We start from the raw sequence: 17,133 nt of genomic DNA, 5'->3' as shown, positions 1-17,133 counted from the left end.
ACAGCGAAGAAACTGTGATGGAGCGGCGCTGACCGGCCAGGAAACCGCACATTCGACACGACTCGGAGACCGATGGGCGGAGATTCTCTCGGCGCTCACGGACAACCAGGGTCAGGGCCGGTGCCGACCGACCGCTGCTGGACATCGTCGGCATCAGCGCACCCATCTCCACCGTTTCGGCGATCGTCGCCGCGGTGGCGGACGCGCGGGTGGTCAAGCGCGGCAACCGCTCCGCGTCCTCGGCGTACGGTTCGGCGGACCTGCTCAAGGAGCCGAGCATTGCCGTCGATCTTCGGCCGGCGGCGGTGCGGCGGGTGCTCGCCGAGATGGGTCTCGCCCTCTAGATCTCCGCGATGCGCCACGCTGCCGCGGCACGCGGACAACTCGGCGTGCCGACGATCTTCATCGGCCCGTTGACGCCCGCGGCCCTTGGCACGGCCGCCGCCGGCGTCGCCCGGATGGCTCCGATCGTCGCCGGAGTTCTGGCCCGTCGTGGGCGCTCCGTGCTCGTCTTCCATGGTGATGACGGGCTCGGCGAACTGACGGTCACCACCACGTCCCGGGTGCGGACTGTGCGCGCCGGGACCCTGCCCCAGGAGACATCCGACCCGAGTGATCTCGGCATTCCATCGGCTGCGCCGGATTCCCCGCGCGGCCACCGGCCGGCACACAACGCGTAGATCACACCGGGGATCGTCGCGGGCACACGCGGCACCGTCCCTGACACCGTCCTGCTGTCCACCGCGGTGATCCTCAACCTGTAAGTCATGGTGACCACCGAACTGGCCGAGAGCATGACACCACCGATCGGGTGAACGGAGGCCGTCGGCGAGATCCCCGGCGAACCCGGCCACCGCCGTCAGGCCCGTGGAGTGGAGCAGGTGACGCACGAACGCCATCCCGGCCTCGTCCGCGGCGGCGGTCCTCGGCTCGGACAGCGCGGCCGGCATGGCCTCGGGCACGACCAGCCCGCCGGATCGTGCGAAGTGGCCGGTGTGGTCCGGTGGCTCGCTCACGAACGCGTCGGCCACCACCGTCCGGTAGTCCTCGCGCCCGGTCGCGTCACGTTCTTCCGCCGCGCTGCTCCAGCATCGCGGCCACCGCATCGGCGGGCCGAGCGTCGATGACAAGCGCCGACCCGACGAGGAGCCGCGCCGGCGCCGGCCATGGCGTACGCTTCGACATCGGCCGGGCCCCGTACGCCATGTTCGGCGATGACCACATCGCCCGGTGTCCAGACGGCCAGCCGGGCACGGGTGTGCCGATCGATACGGGACGTGGCCGGATCCCGTACGTTCACCCCGATGATCCGGCTGCCGGACGTGCTTCACGTCCGCGATCAGCCGGACGCCGCCGGGTGCCGTCCGGGTACACGCGGCTCGGCCCGACGCCGAAGAGCCTCCAGGTTCACCTCGGCCATTCGCGCCCGCGGGTTTGTGTGAGCTCCATCGATGATCTTGGTGAGCATGCTTATCTGACAACGCCCTGCCCCGAGTTCATGGCGTACCCAGTTTCCCTGCCCGGATGGATCAGTGCCCGGGAGTCGGGACGCGCTCAGCCATCTGGCCGGAGGCTGAGCGCACCGTGCCCGCGCCGGCCACCAGTGCGACGATCGTCTGGCCGGCCGCGGCCACGCACATCAACATGATCGGTGCTTTCCAGCCGGAACTCACCGTGTGCAGCAGCCCGAAAACCACCGGCCCCACGGCGGCCAGGAGGTAACCGATCGACTGCGCCATCGCCGACAACGCGCCCGCCACGCTCGCGTCCTGGGCGCGCAGGCTGATGAAGGCCAACGCGAGCACGAGGCAGGCTCCGCCGCCCAACCCGAGGACAACACTCCAGAGCAACGCCAGTCCCGGCGCCACGAAAAGTCCAAGGTAGCCGAGGAGCATGACTGCCGAGCAGATCGTCGCCAGCGCGCGCTGGTTACCCGCCCACCGCATCGCGCCGGGCACCGCCAGGCTGGTCAGCACCGCGACCGCCTGGAACAGGAAGAGCAGCCATCCCGCGGTGGCCGCACTCATGCCGTTGTCCTGGAAAACCTGGGGCAGCCACGTCACCACGACATAGAAGCCCAGCGACTGCAGTCCCATGAACGCCGTGACCGCCCACGCCAGCCCAGAACCCCACGGCAACCGTTGGCTGCGAATCGCCTGCGCGGCACGCCGCGGAGCCCGCATCTGAGGAAGCCACAGCAGGACAGCCACCAGCGCGAACAAGCCCCAGCAACCCAGCGCGGTATACCAACCGCCGGGGGCGACCTCACTGATCGGCACCGCCACCCCGGACGCCACTGCGGCGACACCGCCCATCACAGTGGCATAGGCGCTGGTCAGCAATCCCACCTTGGTGGGGAAATCCCGCTTGATGAGGCTTGGCAGCAGCACGTTGCCCACGGCGATGCCCGCCCCGATCAGCACGGTTCCCGCGAACAGACCGACTGCCGTCGGCACCCACCGGAGCGCGATCCCCAGCGTCAGCACCACGAGCGCACCCCCGAGGAGCCGCTCGGCTCCCCACCGCGCGGCCAGTTGAGGCACCAGTGGGGACAGCACCACGAACGTCAGCAATGGCAGTGTGTTCAGCAGGCCCGCCACGGCCGGGGCCAGACCCAGATCAGCCTGCACCTGATCCAGCAACGGCCCGACGCCGGTCAGACTCGCCCGCAGGTTCGCTGCCACCACAAGCAGCCCCCATATCAGCAACGCCTGACCGGAACGCCGCCTCGACGTATTTTCCATGCACACCACGATCAAGCCGCACCGTGGCCGACAGCCAGGCCGTGCTCAGGCTAGCCCCCGGAGGGCCACCCTCCGCACCGCGCGATGCGGCACTGTGCTGTCAATGGACGGCCCGGTACCCTGTCGGCGTGGGGACACCACTGGGGAATTTCATCCGGGCCAAGCGCGACAGCATCCAGCCGGAATCCCGTGGACTGCCGGACCGCGGCCGCCGCCGGTCACCGGGTCTGCGCCGACTGGAGCTCGCCACGTGGGCCGGCATCAGCGTCGAATACCTCACCCGCATCGAGCAGGGCCGCGACCGCAATCCATCGCCGGCGGTCATCAACGCCCTCGCCGACGCGCTCCGCCTCAGCCCTTCGGAGCGCAACCACCTGCGCTATCTCGCGAAGATCACCCGCGACGAGTGCTCCGTCCACATCCGGCCCGTGCCGCCGTCCCGACGCGTACGACCGTCCGTCCTGCAGACACTCCACCTCCTCGAACCCGGCGTCGCCATCGTGACCAACCGGCTGGGCGACGTCCTCGCCCACACCAGCGGCTACCAGCTGGTCACCAGCGGAACCGGACTGCTCGACGCCGCCCGTCCGAACCTCAACCGCTTCCTGTTCACCGACCCCCGCGCCCGGACGTTCTTCGTCGACTGGGACGACATCGCGGACGAGCAGGCCTTCGACCTGTGGCAGGCACCATCTCTCGAGAATCTCGAGTGGCTCACCGCGGAGCTCACACCCATCGCCGGGCCTGACTTCACCCGCCGCCTGAAGCGTCATGTGCTGCCGCGACGTGGCGTTCTCCGGCTCAACCACCCGGCCGGGCACCAGCTGCGACTGCTTCGTGAGACGCTTGAGCTGCCCGCGGAGGCCCAGCAAATCGTCGTCTTTCTCCCGGCCGACGACCAGACGGCCCAGGCCATCGACCAGCTCCGGCGCCAATCCCACGGCCGGCTCCGGTCCATCTCGTGACAACACGGCGAGCGCGGCACTCTCCTCGCACGAAGAAAGAGGAGCCACGGTGCGCCCGTAGGACGCCGCCGTGCTCCGTGCGTGCTCGCGTGTCCAACCCTGCACACGCCATGATCCATTCGCTGTCCTCGGCTGCTGCGGGAAGAGCAGAGGCCCCGCTTCGCCGCGAAAGGTGGCGATTGCGGGGCCGGATGGCTTGAAGGGATCGGTCTCCACGAGCCTGGCCCCGGCGAAGCCCGCGCAACTCGATGGACCGGTACAGGGGGAACAGGCGGTGGCGCCCTGATGTAGGCGCCGATAGGGTCGACCCGCCACCCGTCCCGGCGTTGCTCCTCGGCATCGCCGTCCGGAGTCCGGCCACCCGTTGCGACCGCCGCCGTGCCACGGAAACGGCCCTCGGCCGGCCAACAGCATCTCTGCCTGGTCAGCGGGCACGCCGTCACGGCAGGTCCAGGATTGACATCATCGCCGCGGTGTGACCGAACTGCCTGCGCAGTAGGTCTGGCCGTATAGTGACATCACGCGTCGTCGGTATCGATCAAAAGGGAGCTATGGCCAAGGTCGGAATCAGTGACGTCGCCGCTCGTGCCGGGGTCAGCGAAGCGACCGTCAGCCGTGTGCTCAACCGTCGGGGTGTGGTTGCCGCCAGCACGCGCCGTGTCGTGGAGGACGCGATCCGCGAGCTGGGATACGACCGCGGAGGACAGAGCCAGCTCGTCATCGTCCTGACCCCGGGCCTCGCCCAGCCCTTCTTCGGACGGCTCTGCGAGCTGATCGAGTCGGCGTTGGCACCCCAGGGGTTCAAGGCCGTCGTGTGCTCCACGACGGTGGGCGGGTTGCAGGAGATCGACTTCATCACCTCCACCATGGATCTGGGCATCGCGGGCGCGGTCTTCGCCTCGGCGAGTAACACCCTGATCGGCGCGGACCCGGCGCCGTACCGGCTGCTGATGGAACGCCAGATCCCGATCGTCTCGATGAACGGCGCGATCGAGGGCGTCCCGGCCCCCAGCTTCTCCACGAATGACAAAGTGGCGGCGGCGCTGGCCGTCGACCACCTGTGGAACCTCGGTCACCGCGACATCGGCATGATCGTCGGCCCGGTGGGCAACCGGCCCAGCGAGCGGCGCCTCGACGGTTTCGTCGAGGCGATGAGCTCACATGGCGTGAATGACCCCCGGCGACTCGTCGCGCGCCAGGTGTACAGCGTCGAGGGTGGAATGTCGGCCGCCGAGACCCTGCTCGACCAGGGTGCGACCGCGATCGTCGCCGCGAGCGACTACATGGCCCTAGGGGCGATCCGTACGGCAGGGCGCCGCGGTCTGTCCGTGCCCGGCGACGTGTCCGTCGTCGGATACGACGACTCCCAGATCATGGGATTCGTCGATCCGCCCCTGACGACGGTCCGGCAGCCGATCGAGCGGATCGCGCAGGCGATCTCCGCCACCATGGTGCATCTGGTCAACAGGCGGCCGGTGCCGGCGGGGGAGCTGATGTTCGACCCCGAGCTGATCATTCGCGGCTCGACGGCCGCCCCACGCGCATAGTCGCCGATCGCGGCTCAACAGGCTGATCCGCTGCCGCTCGCTGATCGCCTGATTCACCGGATGCCCCGGATGCACCGGATTCGCCCGATGCCGCCAGCGTGATGGCATCGGCGGCGATCGTACCTGCTCGCGGGATGTGTCCTCCGCTGCTGGTTGCCCGGACGATGGGGGCTGCCTGCCGCCCTGGCGGGCTGTGTGACTCGTGCCGGGACCACGATCGGCCCGCCCTGTCGCCCGTGACGCGGGCTCCTTGAGCGTGTTGCCGTCTTGTGACGCCCTGTTTTGCCTTGCTGTTGACGTGTTTATGACGTGTATGTAACACTCGGTTTTCATGACGAGGCAGTCACCGCCTGCGAAGCGCGCCAAACGGGCCGATCAAAATCACCCACCATGGCACCTTCAGGTTGATTCGAGCATGCACGATCTTGTCGAATCTTTCATTTGGGCGTCACATCGTTCGCATGAGTGGGTTCAGACCGGACGGGATCCGAGATATCTCCCGAGTTACTGGGCCGGTTTGACGGACCGGCCGATGTTCTATTCGAGAGACCTCGCCCACCAAATGCTCGGCGCGCATCTGCTGGGACTGGACGCGGAGAACCTTTCGATGCTCCGGCATTTCGCCGGATCGTCGAACGCCGCCCGCGGCTGGTATCCGTTGTGGGCGTTCGAGTTCGACGGCACGCCGGCCGCCATCGACTACCACTCGGATGACGACTTCGTACGAGAGGTCCCGGCGCCGTTCGAACTCGTCGAGAAGGCGGTCGAGCAATATCGCTGGACGGCGGACGACCGATTCCTGCTCGCTCCGGAGATCGCGGCGTTCGTGCGCAACACGATGACGTCGTTCGTCGACGCCCATGATCCCCTCGGGACGGGTGTCGCGGGCGAAGGCGGCAGCGGGGACATCTTCCGCGGGACGGCGACCTACAACGAGGTGGAGCGGCCACCGCACCTCCTGGTCGCCGCCGACGGGATCGCGAGCCAATGGGCGGCGCACCTGGCGCTCGGCTCCGTCACCGGTACGGTGCTCGACGAGGAGTTCGCCGCGTGGAATCGTGCGCGGGCCGAGCACCTGGATGAGCACTTCTCCACATCATGGTGGTTGCCCGGCGACCAGCACTACGCTGCGGGCTTCACCGCCGATGGGCCGACCGGCGGGTTCCGGCTGGAGAGCACCTGGTTCCCCGCGCTCAAGGGGATCATGCGCGACGACCAGCGCTCGAGCGCGCATCTCGGCTTCCTCCGATCCGGCCTCGCGGCGACGCCGCCGTCCAATATCGAGGCTTTCACCTACCTTCCTGAGGCGTTCTTCCGGTACGGGTGGGACGACGAGGCGTTGCGGTGGATGCGATACCTGGCGGGCTCCAGGGCGGACTATCCGGAGGTCCCCTTCACGCACGTCGCCCACGTCGCGGTCGGCCTGACCGGGCTGGAGCCGGGCGCCCAGGAGGGCGTCGTCCACACCCGCTCGCATCTTCCGGCCGGGGAGTGGATCGAGGTCGGAGAAGTTCCGGTCGGTGGTTCCGTCGTCAGGCTGCGGCACGAGGCCAGGGAGGCCACCGAGTTCGAGGTGACCGGCGGACCGGGCGTGACCTGGACGTCCACCTGGGACAACGGGCACGTCACCACGGTTGACGTGCCGAACGGTTCACGCGTACGCGCAGGTGCCGACGGCAGCGTCGTCGTGCTCCGCGCGCAGCGATAGATCACTGAAAAAGGAGACCCCCCTTGCACCGAAAGGCACTCGCCGCCGTCACCGCCGCCTCGTTCCTCGCGCTCGCCGCGTGTAGCAGTGAGACCGGTGCTGGGGGAGGCTCGGCCGGGACTACCACGATCAGCTATGCCTTCTGGGGGACCACCGACGAGGCCGCCACCATGAAGGCGATGATCGCGGCGTTCGAGAAGGCCAACCCGACGATCAAGGTCGAGCCCAACTGGATCCAGAGCGACTACGAGCAGAAGCTCCAGACGTCGATCGCCGGCGGCGACGCCCCGACCGTGGCGGAGATCTCCGACACCTCACTGCCGAGCTTCGCCAACGCTTTCAAGCAGGTCGAGGTCGACAAGAGCGTCTACTACTCGCCGGCCGTCCAGAAGGCGGGGACGTTCGGCGGGGCCGACCACGCGGTGCCCTTCGTGGCGAAGAGCAAGGTCATGGCCGTCGGCAAGGACGCCTTCGACAAGGCCGGCATCGCCGTCCCGTCCGGCACGACGCCGATGACGACCGCGGACTTCGTGTCCGCGGCCAAGAAGCTGACGTCGGGATCGGACTCGAAGAAGGTCTACGGCTCCGCGCCCCTGTGGTACGACGGCTGGCTGATCGCGGAGGGCGGCTCGTACTACAGCGCGGACGGCAAGCAGTGCACGATGGGCAACCCCGACGGGATCCGCGCCGCCCGGACCGTGGTGGACGCCGTGAAGAGCGGCGGCTTCGCGCCCAACCAGGCCGACGCCCAGGGTCAGGACATGTTCCAGTGGCTCGCCGACGGCAAGGTCGCGATGCTGCCCGACTTCGGTCCGTGGAACATCGCCAAGATCGCCGCGCTGGACACCTCGAAGTTCCTCATCGTGCCGATGCCCGGCAAGGGCGAGCCCATGGAGGTCGACAGCCTGGGCATCTCGAAGGACGCGAGCGAGGCGGAGACCGCCGCGGCGAAGACGTTCACGAAGTTCATGAGCTCGACCCCCGACGCGCAGAACCTGCTGGCGACGACGACGTCCGCGCTCGGCATCCCCGTCATCCAGGGATCGCTCGACGCCTTCAAAGCCATCGCCCCGAAGGTGAACCTGCAGGCCTTCATCGACGCCGTCACGAACGCGGTGACCACGCCCGCCGTCAAGGACAAGGTGCGGATCGAGAGCGCCTTCTCGAAAGACCTGAACTCGCGCACCGCGATCGGCTCCGGCACCGAGGATCCGGCCGTCGTGCTGCCGCAGCTCCAGGCCGAGTGCCAGAAGTTGCTGGACGCGGCGCAGTGACGGTCGCCGAGCGGATTGCGTAGAGGGGATCGCGGCATGTCAGGCATCGTGGACGGGCTTGCGGGACTCCTCGAACGGCTGCACGTCGACGAGGGGCTCAGGCCCATCCTCTCCCTGGTCATCATCTTGGCCATCGTGTTCGGCCTCATCGGCGCCGGTCTGTGGGGCGCCCTCCGGGCGCGCTGGATCTCGCGGAACACCGCCGCGTTCTGGCTCTTCGTCTCTCCGTGGATCGTCGGCTTCTTGATCTTCACCGGTGGGCCGATGGTGTACTCCCTGGTCCTGTCATTCATGGACTGGGACCTGATCGATCCGGCGAAGTTCACGGGGCTCGCCAACTACAAGCAAGCGCTCTCGGACCCCGCGCTCGGTCAGGCGATCAAGGTCACTCTGACGTACGCCGTCGTGAGCGTCCCCCTGCAGACGGTGCTCTCCCTGGGTGTCGCGCTCCTGATGAACGTCCGGGTCCGCGGGGTCAACGTGTTCCGGACCATCTGGTACCTGCCTTCGCTCGTGACGGGAGTGGCCCAGGCCGTGCTGTTCATCTGGGTCTTCAACCCCAGTTACGGCCTCGTCAACGGGCTGCTCCGCCTGTTCGGCGTCGAGGGACCCAAGTGGCTCTTCGACGCCGACTGGGCTCTGCCCGCGGTGATTCTCATGAGCCTCTGGACGGTCGGCGGGAACATGATCATCTATCTCGCCGGGCTGCAGGACGTGCCGAAGAGCCTCTATGAGGCGGCCGAGATCGACGGCGCCGGGCGCCGGCACTCGTTGTGGCACATCACGCTTCCCCAGGTGAGCCCCGTCATCTTCTTCAACGTGGTCACGGGTCTCATCGGTGCGATGCAGACCTTCACCCAGGGCTACGTGGTCACGCACAACGGGGGCGGCCCGTCCGACTCGCTCCTCTTCTACGTCCTGTACCTGTACCAGAACGCGTTCTCCTTCTTCCAGATGGGATACGCATCCGCGCTGGCCTGGATCCTGTTCGGCATGATCATGGTGCTCACGGCGCTGGTGTTCCGGGGGAGCGCCTTCTGGGTCTACTACGAATCGCAACGGCCGAGGGAGCGGAGGCGGCGTGTCCATGTCAGCTAGCGCGGGAGCGGTGAGGGCGGAAGGGGCGCGACCCCGGCCGCTCGGGCCGAGGGTCTTCGCGGTCACGCTGCTCGTGGTCGGGTCCGTCGTCTTCGTCTACCCCTTCCTCTGGATGATCGCGACCGCGCTGCGGACGCAGGCGGGCGTGTCGCAGGCAGGGGTGTCGCTCTGGCCCGTCCAGTGGCAGTGGTCCAACTTCTCCGACGGTCTCGGCTCGTTCCCGTTCTGGACCTACCTGCGCAACTCGTTGCTGAGCACGCTCGTCCCGGTCGTCGCGGTGGTCTTCTCGTCGTCGCTCATCGGGTTCGCGTTCGCGCGGATCCGGGTCCGGGGCTCCGGGGTGCTGTTCGCGATCGTGCTGTCGACGATGTTGCTTCCCGGGGAGGTGACGATCGTTCCGCAGTTCATTCTTTTCAAGAACCTCGACATGATCGACACGCTGTGGCCGATCATCGTCCCCACCTTTTTCGGCTCCTCGTTCTTCATCTTCCTGTACCGGCAGTTCTATCTGCGATTGCCGGACGCGCTGACGGACGCCGCCCTCATCGACGGCGCAGGCTGGTTCCGCATCTGGTTCTCGATTTACCTGCCGCTCTCCCGGCCCATCGTCATCGCGACCGCGGTGTTGCAGTTCATGTCCTACTGGAACAACTTCTTCCAGGCCGCGATCTACCTTTCGACGGATCGGTGGAAGACGCTTCCGCTCGCCTTGGCAGGTTTCCAGTCCGTGCACGGCACGGACACTCCACTGCTGATGGCCACCACCCTGGTGGTGACCTTTCCGTGCGTTCTTCTTTTCTTCTTCGCGCAGCGTCACATCATCGGCGGCATATCATTCACGGGGATCAAATGACGGAAATCGAAATGCCCGCCACGGGTGCCTCCTGGCTACCGGGGTGGACCCACTCGGAGCCTGAGGCGCCTGTCCCCCTGGGCGCCGATCACTCCTGCGCAGGGCTCCTGCTGCGGGCGACGCGGCCGGGTGACGTGCGCGAACTGCGGGGCGGAGTCTTCGAGGTCGTGTTCAGCACGCTGGGCGAGCCGCTCAGTCTCACCGTGACGATCCCCGCGACCGATGCGGGCGCGTGGTGGCGCCCGGGCAGCACCGTGCCGCACGCGACGATCCCGCCATCGTGGGGGGAGGCGGTCGACGTGACCGCCCTGCGGGGCATTCCGCTCGGGGCTCTGCTCGGCTCGCGCGACGTCGCCCGTCTGGTCTACGCGGCCGACACCGGCCGTAGCGAGACCCAGGTGCTGGCCGGTCTGGTGGAGGAGACCGCCGACTTTGTGATCAAGATCGCCGTCGGCGGCTCTGGCACGACGGGTGACGTGCGGCTGCTCCTGGACGTGTCCGGCCGCACCTTCGCGGAAGCCGTTCCCGAGGCGGGGCGCTGGCTCCAGGGGGAGGCAGGCCATCGCGGGGCGCCGGGGGCCGAGGACCCGGTCCTGTGCACCTGGTACTTCGCGCACCAGCACGTCACGGCCGCCACCGTACTCGCGCAGGCCGATCGCGCGGCCGCGATGGGGTTCGGCACCGTGATCGTCGATGACGGCTGGCAGACGAACTCGCACGGCAGGGGATACGGATCGTGCGGCGACTGGGAGGTCGCGGAGGACAAGTTCCCCGATGCGGCCGGCCTGGTCCAAGCGTTACGCGCCCGAGGGCTGCGCACCGTGTGGTGGATCGGCACACCGTTCCTGGGCTATCGGGCGAAGAGCCGCGACCTGGGGCTCTCGACGCTGCGCGACAGACCCGAGCTGGAGGCGGAGGTTCTCGACCCGCGAGACCCCTTCACTCGCGCCTACCTGGTCGGGCGGATGGAGGAGATCATCGCGCGGACGGCGGCCGACGGCCTGAAGCTCGATTTCCTGGAGGAGTTCCAGGACCAGGGGGCGCCGGGGTCCGTGGCCGCGGCCGTCGACACCGTGTCCGAGATCGTCGACAGGCTGCGCGGGCTCGGAGTCGAGCCGTTGATCGAGTTCCGCGAGCCGTACGTGCATCCGGAGCCCGCCCGCCACGCCTCGATGATCCGCGTCGGCGACTGCCCGCTGAACGCGGTCCAGAACCGCGTCGGCATTCTCGACCTCCGCCTGAGCCGGCCGGGCACGCCGATCCACAGCGACCCGATCATGTGGGCCGAGGGTGACAGCCCTGAGCGGGTGGCCCATCATCTGATCAACGCACTGCTGGGCGTGCCGCAGGTTTCCGTGGACCTGACGCGGCTTCCAGGTGGCCAGTCCGAGGCGCTCACGTTCTGGCTCGGTGTCTGGCGCGAGCACCGCGACCTGCTGCTGCACGGCCGGCTGGTGCCTGAGCGCCCCGAACTGATGTACCCGGTGGCCCGCGTTCACGACGGCGGCCGGCACTTCGTCGCGAGGTACGCGCCGCACGCCATCCTGATTCCGGCCGGCGACTGGACGGAACTGCTGGTCGCGAATGCCGACGACAGCTCCCCGATCCTGCTGAACGAGGGGGACGAGGTCAGCGCCGGCCTGGAGATCTGGGACGCCAGGGGGCGGCGGGTCGTCGACGGGGACATCGTCCTGGCCTCCGGGCCCCACGCGCTGGCCATTCCCTCCGGCGGGCTCGCCCGGTTGCGCCGGGCCCTTTCATCGATGCCCTCGACATGACGGAGATCTCCGCGACGACGTTCACAGAGGCGCAGACCCCGTACGTCGTCCCGCAGGAGAACGGCAACAGGTTGCGTCTGACCGTACCCGAGGGAAGCCTGCGCATCGAGGCCGCCGTGCGCCCGCGGGCGCAGTGCCGTGCCGCGCACACACGGCTTGTGCTCGATCTCGCCGGCGAGGGGGTCTAGCCCGGTGCCGGCGATGCTGGACGTCACCGACTTCGGGGCGGCTCCCGGCAGCCGCTCCGATGCCGCGCCCGCGGTCGCGGCGGCCCTCCTGGCCGCCGGCGCCGTGGCGGGGCCGGTGGTCCTCCGTTTCCCTCCGGGGGACTATCACTTCTGGCCGGACGGCGCACAACGTCGTGAGCTTTACGTCTCCAACACCGTGGGGGACGATCCGCGGTACCGCGAGAAGACGATCGCCGTACTCGTCGAGGCGATAGACGATCTCGTCATCTCGGGGGAGGGCGCTCGCATCCTCCTTCATGGGCTCCAGACGACCTTCGCCGTCATCGACTCGCGGCGGGTGCGCGTCGAGGGACTCGAGTTCGATTTCGCGGTGCCGACGGTCGTCGACGCCACGGTCGTGGACGCGGGCGTCGAGGCGGGGCGGGCATACCGGGTGATCCGGGTGCCCGAGGTCACGCTGTTCTCCGTCGAAGGACACTCGATCCGCTGGCACGGTGAGGCCCTCGGCTCGGGCGCCGTCGCCTGGGAGGGCCGTGATGCGCTCGAGTACACGCAGATCCATGATCCGTCCGGCCGGACGTGGCGCAGCCCGAACCCGCTCTTCGACGACGTCTGGTCGATCAAGGCGGTGGGGGACCGCGAGCTCCGGATCGACTACGACCACAGTGAGGAACCGGCCGACCTCGGTGTCGTCTATGAGATGCGCCTGACGACACGTGATCATCCCGGCGCGCTCGTGCTCGACAGCTCCGGCGTGACGCTGTCCGGGCTGCGTTTCCGGTTCCTGCACGGCTTCGGCGTCGTGGCGCAGGCGAGCCGTGACGTCACGATCGAGGGCTGCGAGTTCCGAAGCCCACCGGGCAGCGGGCGGCACTCGGCGGGTTTCGCCGACTTCGTCCAGTTCTCCGGATGCTCGGGAGTCGCGGCCGTTCGCGACTGCCTCTTTGACGGGCCGCACGACGACCCGATCAATGTGCACGGCACCTACCTCCGCATCGCCGATCAGCCTGATCGCCGCACGCTGGTGCTCGAGTACGCGCATCCGGAGACGGCCGGGCTCCCGCAGTTCTCGCCCGGCGACCTGATCGAGATCGTGGAGCGGGAGACGCTCCAGGCGATCGCGACCGCGACGGTGGAGCGTGTACGGCAGCCGAGCGGGCGGGACCGCGCCCACCCGCTCAGGGTCATCGTCCTGACCGTCGGCTCCGAGCTTCCCGGCGACCTCACCGGGCGGGCCGCGGTGGAGAACGTGACCCGGACGCCGGCCGTGCACATCGCCCGCAACGTCTTCCGGGACGTGCCCACGCGCGCCGTGCTCGTGACCACGCGGCGTCCGGTGCTCATCGAGGACAACCGGTTCGAACGCCCGGGAATGGCCGCGGTCTACGTCTCAGGCGACGCCGACGAATGGTGGGAGTCCGGGCCGGTACGCGATCTGATCGTCCGCGGGAACGAGTTCATCGAACCGGGTGGGCCGGCCGTCTTCGTCGATCCGCGGAACGCGCGGACCGACTCCGCGCACCCGGTTCACCGCGGCGTCGTCGTCGAAAGAAATCGTTTCGTGCTCCGTGACGTCCCGGCGCTCTACGCCAAGAGCACCCAGGGCATTCGCTTCAGGGACAACAGCATCGTGCGCTCCGGGCCGGAGGGATGGGACGTCGTCCTCCGGTCGTGCACGGACGTGGACATCGATGAGCCGACGTTGAGGGTCACCGAGCTCGGATGACGGCTCTGCCGGTGGAGCCCGGCAGCGGGCGGACGCTGCCCGCAGGTCAGCAGCCCACTCGCTGGCTGCTCAGCGCGATGTCATCGATCCACATGTCGTAGCCGGCGGGGGTCGGGTTCTCCTGGTAGAGCTGCCAGCCCAGCTTGATCGTGTCGAACCGCGGGAAGACGAAGTCCACCGGGTTGCCGCCGTGCTCCCGGGTGGACACGGTGAGCTCCGGCTTGGCCACCCCGTCGAACCACAACGAGATCCGGTTGTCGCGGGCGTCCATGTGCCACTCCACACATGTCCAGGTCCCGGCGACGGAGGGCGCGGTGGTCTGCCAGTTCGTCCAGTCCCCGGTGGGGCCGCCGTCGGCGCCGACGCCCCAGTACGCGGCTCCGCCGTGGGGCGGCGGGGCGTACTGGCCGCCGAGCGGGCGGACGATCTCGGGCCCGTCGCCGGTCGCCTCGACCAGCGTGTAGTGCGCCCAGTCCGGCGCGGTCGGGAACGCGCCGACCCGTAACCGTACGCGACCGTAGAAGCTGTTGCCCGGCGCGGCGAACTCGTCCACCTTCAGGAACGCGCGGCCATTGCCTTCGGTGTGCACACGCAGCACCTTCTGCCCCCGCCGCCCGCCACGCTCGACGGTGAGCGTGCCATGCTTGGTGTCGATTCCCCAGCGGAGACTGCTCGCGCCGCCGACGGGCATGGCCTGGAAGTCCTCGCAGAACAGCAGGTTCGCCTTCACGCACGTACGCGCGTCCGTCTGAGCCGAGGCGGTGGAGGCCGCCGGAGCGGCCGTCAGCGGCACCATCAGGAAAGACACAACGGCGCGGACCAACCATGTACGCACGACGACTCCCTTTGACGCGGATGTGGGTGAGCGGGAGTAAGGTACGCCATCCGGCGATCGGGGGAGGGTGCGCGGCGATGGCCGCCGCTAACGGCGCTGGTGGAGGGGCTGTGGCTGGGGAAACTTTCAGCTGGAGGCCCATCAGGGATGGTTTCGTGGACGGCCGGCCCGGATCATGGCCGGGTCACCGGAAGAGCCACAGTGATGTCCATCGCTGTCCCTGATCAGCAGGACGCCGGTATCGGCCCTGCAGTACTCTCTCAGCGTTTGATCTTGATGATAGGCGCAAGCTCTGGCTACAGCGGCGACGGCTGGCAGTCGAGTGCGGCCAAGGCTGGAGGAGAACAGGCATGCGAAGAACCTGGCCAATGGCGCTGGTGGCCCTCGCCACGGTTGTCATGGGCGGCGCGACGCCGGCGAGTGGCGCGGTCGATCGGGCAACCAATTCGACGACGGCAACGGCGGCGGTCTGCGGCAGCTCGTCGCTGAACGGCCCGACCACACCGCCCTCCGGGGCGGTCGTGGTCCCTGCGGGCGACAACAGCGGCTTAGACTTACGCAAAGCGAACACCACGTACTACTTCGAGACCGGCAAGCACACGCTGGGCACCGACACGTATTCCCAGATCATGCCCGGCAACGGCGCGACGTTCATCGGCGCGCCCGGCGCGGTGCTGGACGGGCAGGGGCTGAACCTGTTCGCGTTCACCCAGCAGGCGACCGGCGTCACGATCCGTTACCTGACCATCACCGGGTTCGTCGCGCCACACGATCAGGGTGTCGTCAACCACGACTCCGGCGATGGCTGGGTCGTGGAGCACAACACGATCCGCAACAACTCCGGCGCGGGGCTGATGGCCGGGGCCGCGAACAAGATCCGTGGCAACTGCCTCAAGGACAACGGGCAGTACGGCCTGAACGCGTACAAAAACGGCAACACCATCACCGGCCTGGTAGTGGCGGACAACGAGTTCACCGGCAACAACACCGAGGACTGGGAGCACCAGATCCCTGGGTGCGGATGTACCGGTGGCATGAAGTTCTGGGCGGTGAACGGCGCCGACGTGACCGGCAACTGGATCCACGGCAACCACGGGCCGGGGGTCTGGGCGGACACCAACAACAACGACTTCCTCATCGAGGGCAACCTCATCGAGGACAACGACTCGCTCGGGATCTTCTACGAGATCAGCTACAACGTCGTGATCCGGAACAACACCATCCGCGGCAACGCCTGGGCCTCCGGTGCCGAGCGGGCAGCGAAGGGCGACCCGTTCCCCGAAGCGGCGATCTACCTGTCCGAGGCGGATGGTGAGCCCCGCGTGAAAGCGCGGACCAGCAAGATCGAGATCACCGGCAACGTGCTCGAGAACAACTGGGGCGGGATCACCGCGTGGGCGAACGCCGACCGGTTCTGCAACAGCCCGGCCTCGACGACCGGCGACTGCACGCTGATCGTCGGACCGACCAAGACCTCACAGTGCTCGGCTCCTGCCATCGCCAGCGAGCCGCTCTACACCGACTGCCGCTGGTGGACGAAGAACGTCGACATCCACCACAACACGTTCGCCTTCGACCCCAGCGCCGTCAACGGCGGCTGCCCGACGCAGTACTGCGGGCACATGGCCCTGCTGTCCAACTGGGGTACGTACCCGGACTGGTCCCCGTACAAGGGCGCCGTGATCCAGCAGTCGATCGTCCACGGGTCGCACAACTCCTGGCACGACAACACCTACACAGGACCGTGGCAGTTCAGGGTCACCGACATGGGCAATCGCATCGTGCCCGGTCTGTGGGTCGGCCCCCAGTACGGCCAGGACGCCGGCAGCACGTTCGACGGTGGCACCCCCGCCCCGCCGGCGATCGCCGAGCAGGACTTCGAGTCCGGCTCGACGACCTCGCCCTACACCCCGTGGTACGGGGCCGCTGTGGCGCACCAGACCGGCGGCGCGCATGGTGGCACAGGCTCGCTGCAGATGACCAGCGCCCAGGCGTCCGGCAGCGCGGTGGCGCTTGACAACTACCCCGGATACAGCGGTGTGGTCGCCGGTACGAGCTACCACGTGTCGCTGTGGTACCGGGAGGCCGTGGCGACCATGCCTGCCGTCACGTGGAATGTGCGGTGGCGCGACGAGTCCGGCACGGTGCTGCGTACCGACGCCATCTCCCTGGCTAGGAAGACCGCCTGGACCGAGGCGGCCGGCACGTTCACCGCGCCCGCGGGCGCGACCCGCGTCGACTGGACCTTTGTCTGGAACGCGAGCACCGCCGGACCGGCGTTCCAGATCGATGACGTGGCAATCCGTCCCGGGAATGCCTGAGCAGAAGACCTGAATGTGATGTCTCAGGACATCGGAAACCCTCGAACCTACGGGTTCGGGGGTTTCGTCTTCTGACTGGCCCCGTCGCGCCGGTCC

At 68.3% G+C, this 17,133-nt stretch carries 12 protein-coding genes and 1 pseudogene; 11 read left to right on the top strand and 2 right to left on the bottom strand.

The genetic code is table 11. From position 1 onward, the window contains the following. The first annotated feature begins 50 nt into the window (after positions 1-50). Positions 51-680 (top strand): annotated as a pseudogene (locus tag AB0J64_RS42910) (hypothetical protein). A gap of 849 nt (positions 681-1,529) precedes the next feature. Here AB0J64_RS42910 and AB0J64_RS42905 read toward each other — a convergent pair. Continuing rightward, on the bottom strand, positions 1,530-2,744 hold the full coding sequence (locus AB0J64_RS42905; protein ID WP_364041159.1) for an MFS transporter: 1,215 nt from the start codon (positions 2,742-2,744) through the stop codon (positions 1,530-1,532). Between the two features lie 128 nt (positions 2,745-2,872). Here AB0J64_RS42905 and AB0J64_RS42900 point away from each other — a divergent pair, with 128 nt between their 5' ends. From AB0J64_RS42900 to AB0J64_RS42860, 9 genes are all read left to right on the top strand, one after another. Beyond that, positions 2,873-3,709: a helix-turn-helix transcriptional regulator gene (locus AB0J64_RS42900; RefSeq protein ID WP_364041157.1), complete on the top strand. Its 837-nt coding sequence runs from the start codon at positions 2,873-2,875 to the stop codon at positions 3,707-3,709. Positions 3,710-4,260: 551 nt separating this feature from the next. Then, positions 4,261-5,256, top strand: a complete 996-nt coding sequence (locus AB0J64_RS42895) for a LacI family DNA-binding transcriptional regulator (protein WP_364041155.1) — start codon at positions 4,261-4,263, stop codon at positions 5,254-5,256. Positions 5,257-5,788: 532 nt separating this feature from the next. Beyond that, positions 5,789-6,964 carry a hypothetical protein gene (locus AB0J64_RS42890; protein WP_364041153.1) on the top strand — a complete coding sequence of 392 codons (1,176 nt, stop codon included), beginning with the start codon at positions 5,789-5,791 and terminating at the stop codon, positions 6,962-6,964. Between the two features lie 23 nt (positions 6,965-6,987). Next, positions 6,988-8,238 carry an extracellular solute-binding protein gene (locus AB0J64_RS42885; RefSeq protein ID WP_364041151.1) on the top strand — a complete coding sequence of 417 codons (1,251 nt, stop codon included), beginning with the start codon at positions 6,988-6,990 and terminating at the stop codon, positions 8,236-8,238. 36 nt (positions 8,239-8,274) lie between these two features. Next, entirely contained in the window at positions 8,275-9,336 is a 1,062-nt protein-coding gene (locus tag AB0J64_RS42880; protein ID WP_364041149.1) for a sugar ABC transporter permease, read from the top strand. Next, the gene (locus AB0J64_RS42875) at positions 9,326-10,189 is read left to right on the top strand and encodes a carbohydrate ABC transporter permease (RefSeq protein WP_364041189.1); all 864 of its coding nucleotides are present in this window, start codon (positions 9,326-9,328) and stop codon (positions 10,187-10,189) included. The genes AB0J64_RS42880 and AB0J64_RS42875 overlap by 11 nt, the downstream gene beginning before the upstream one ends. Further along, positions 10,186-11,967 (top strand): alpha-galactosidase, encoded by a 1,782-nt coding sequence (locus AB0J64_RS42870; protein WP_364041147.1) that lies wholly within the window; start codon positions 10,186-10,188, stop codon positions 11,965-11,967. The genes AB0J64_RS42875 and AB0J64_RS42870 overlap by 4 nt, the downstream gene beginning before the upstream one ends. Next, positions 11,964-12,155: a hypothetical protein gene (locus AB0J64_RS42865; protein ID WP_364041145.1), complete on the top strand. Its 192-nt coding sequence runs from the start codon at positions 11,964-11,966 to the stop codon at positions 12,153-12,155. The genes AB0J64_RS42870 and AB0J64_RS42865 overlap by 4 nt, the downstream gene beginning before the upstream one ends. Before the next feature lie 13 nt (positions 12,156-12,168). Continuing rightward, a complete protein-coding gene (locus tag AB0J64_RS42860) occupies positions 12,169-13,881 on the top strand; it encodes a right-handed parallel beta-helix repeat-containing protein (RefSeq protein WP_364041143.1) in 1,713 nt (570 codons plus the stop codon). A gap of 46 nt (positions 13,882-13,927) precedes the next feature. Here AB0J64_RS42860 and AB0J64_RS42855 read toward each other — a convergent pair whose 3' ends face one another. Continuing rightward, complete coding sequence (locus tag AB0J64_RS42855; RefSeq protein WP_364041141.1) at positions 13,928-14,716, bottom strand: hypothetical protein; 789 nt, start codon at positions 14,714-14,716, stop codon at positions 13,928-13,930. A gap of 350 nt (positions 14,717-15,066) precedes the next feature. On the opposite strand from AB0J64_RS42855, the gene AB0J64_RS42850 reads away from it, so the two are divergent. Then, the gene (locus AB0J64_RS42850; protein ID WP_364041139.1) at positions 15,067-17,037 is read left to right on the top strand and encodes a right-handed parallel beta-helix repeat-containing protein; all 1,971 of its coding nucleotides are present in this window, start codon (positions 15,067-15,069) and stop codon (positions 17,035-17,037) included. The last annotated feature ends 96 nt before the right edge of the window (positions 17,038-17,133 follow it).

The sequence above is a fragment of the Nonomuraea sp. NPDC049695 genome (genome assembly GCF_040674955.1).
GTDB classification, from domain to species: Bacteria; Actinomycetota; Actinomycetes; order Streptosporangiales; family Streptosporangiaceae; genus Nonomuraea; species Nonomuraea helvata.
This window is presented reverse-complemented; position numbering and strand designations above follow the sequence as displayed.

What these genes read in the sequence shown, in the direction of transcription:
- AB0J64_RS42905 (WP_364041159.1), bottom strand. Translation starts at nt 2,744, where the DNA reads ATGGAAAATACGTCGAGGCGGCGTTCCGGTCAGGCGTTGCTGATATGG.
- AB0J64_RS42895 (WP_364041155.1), top strand. Translation starts at nt 4,261, where the DNA reads ATGGCCAAGGTCGGAATCAGTGACGTCGCCGCTCGTGCCGGGGTCAGC.
- AB0J64_RS42890 (WP_364041153.1), top strand. Translation starts at nt 5,789, where the DNA reads ATGTTCTATTCGAGAGACCTCGCCCACCAAATGCTCGGCGCGCATCTG.
- AB0J64_RS42880 (WP_364041149.1), top strand. Translation starts at nt 8,275, where the DNA reads ATGTCAGGCATCGTGGACGGGCTTGCGGGACTCCTCGAACGGCTGCAC.
- AB0J64_RS42875 (WP_364041189.1), top strand. Translation starts at nt 9,326, where the DNA reads ATGTCAGCTAGCGCGGGAGCGGTGAGGGCGGAAGGGGCGCGACCCCGG.
- AB0J64_RS42870 (WP_364041147.1), top strand. Translation starts at nt 10,186, where the DNA reads ATGACGGAAATCGAAATGCCCGCCACGGGTGCCTCCTGGCTACCGGGG.
- AB0J64_RS42865 (WP_364041145.1), top strand. Translation starts at nt 11,964, where the DNA reads ATGACGGAGATCTCCGCGACGACGTTCACAGAGGCGCAGACCCCGTAC.
- AB0J64_RS42860 (WP_364041143.1), top strand. Translation starts at nt 12,169, where the DNA reads ATGCTGGACGTCACCGACTTCGGGGCGGCTCCCGGCAGCCGCTCCGAT.
- AB0J64_RS42850 (WP_364041139.1), top strand. Translation starts at nt 15,067, where the DNA reads ATGCGAAGAACCTGGCCAATGGCGCTGGTGGCCCTCGCCACGGTTGTC.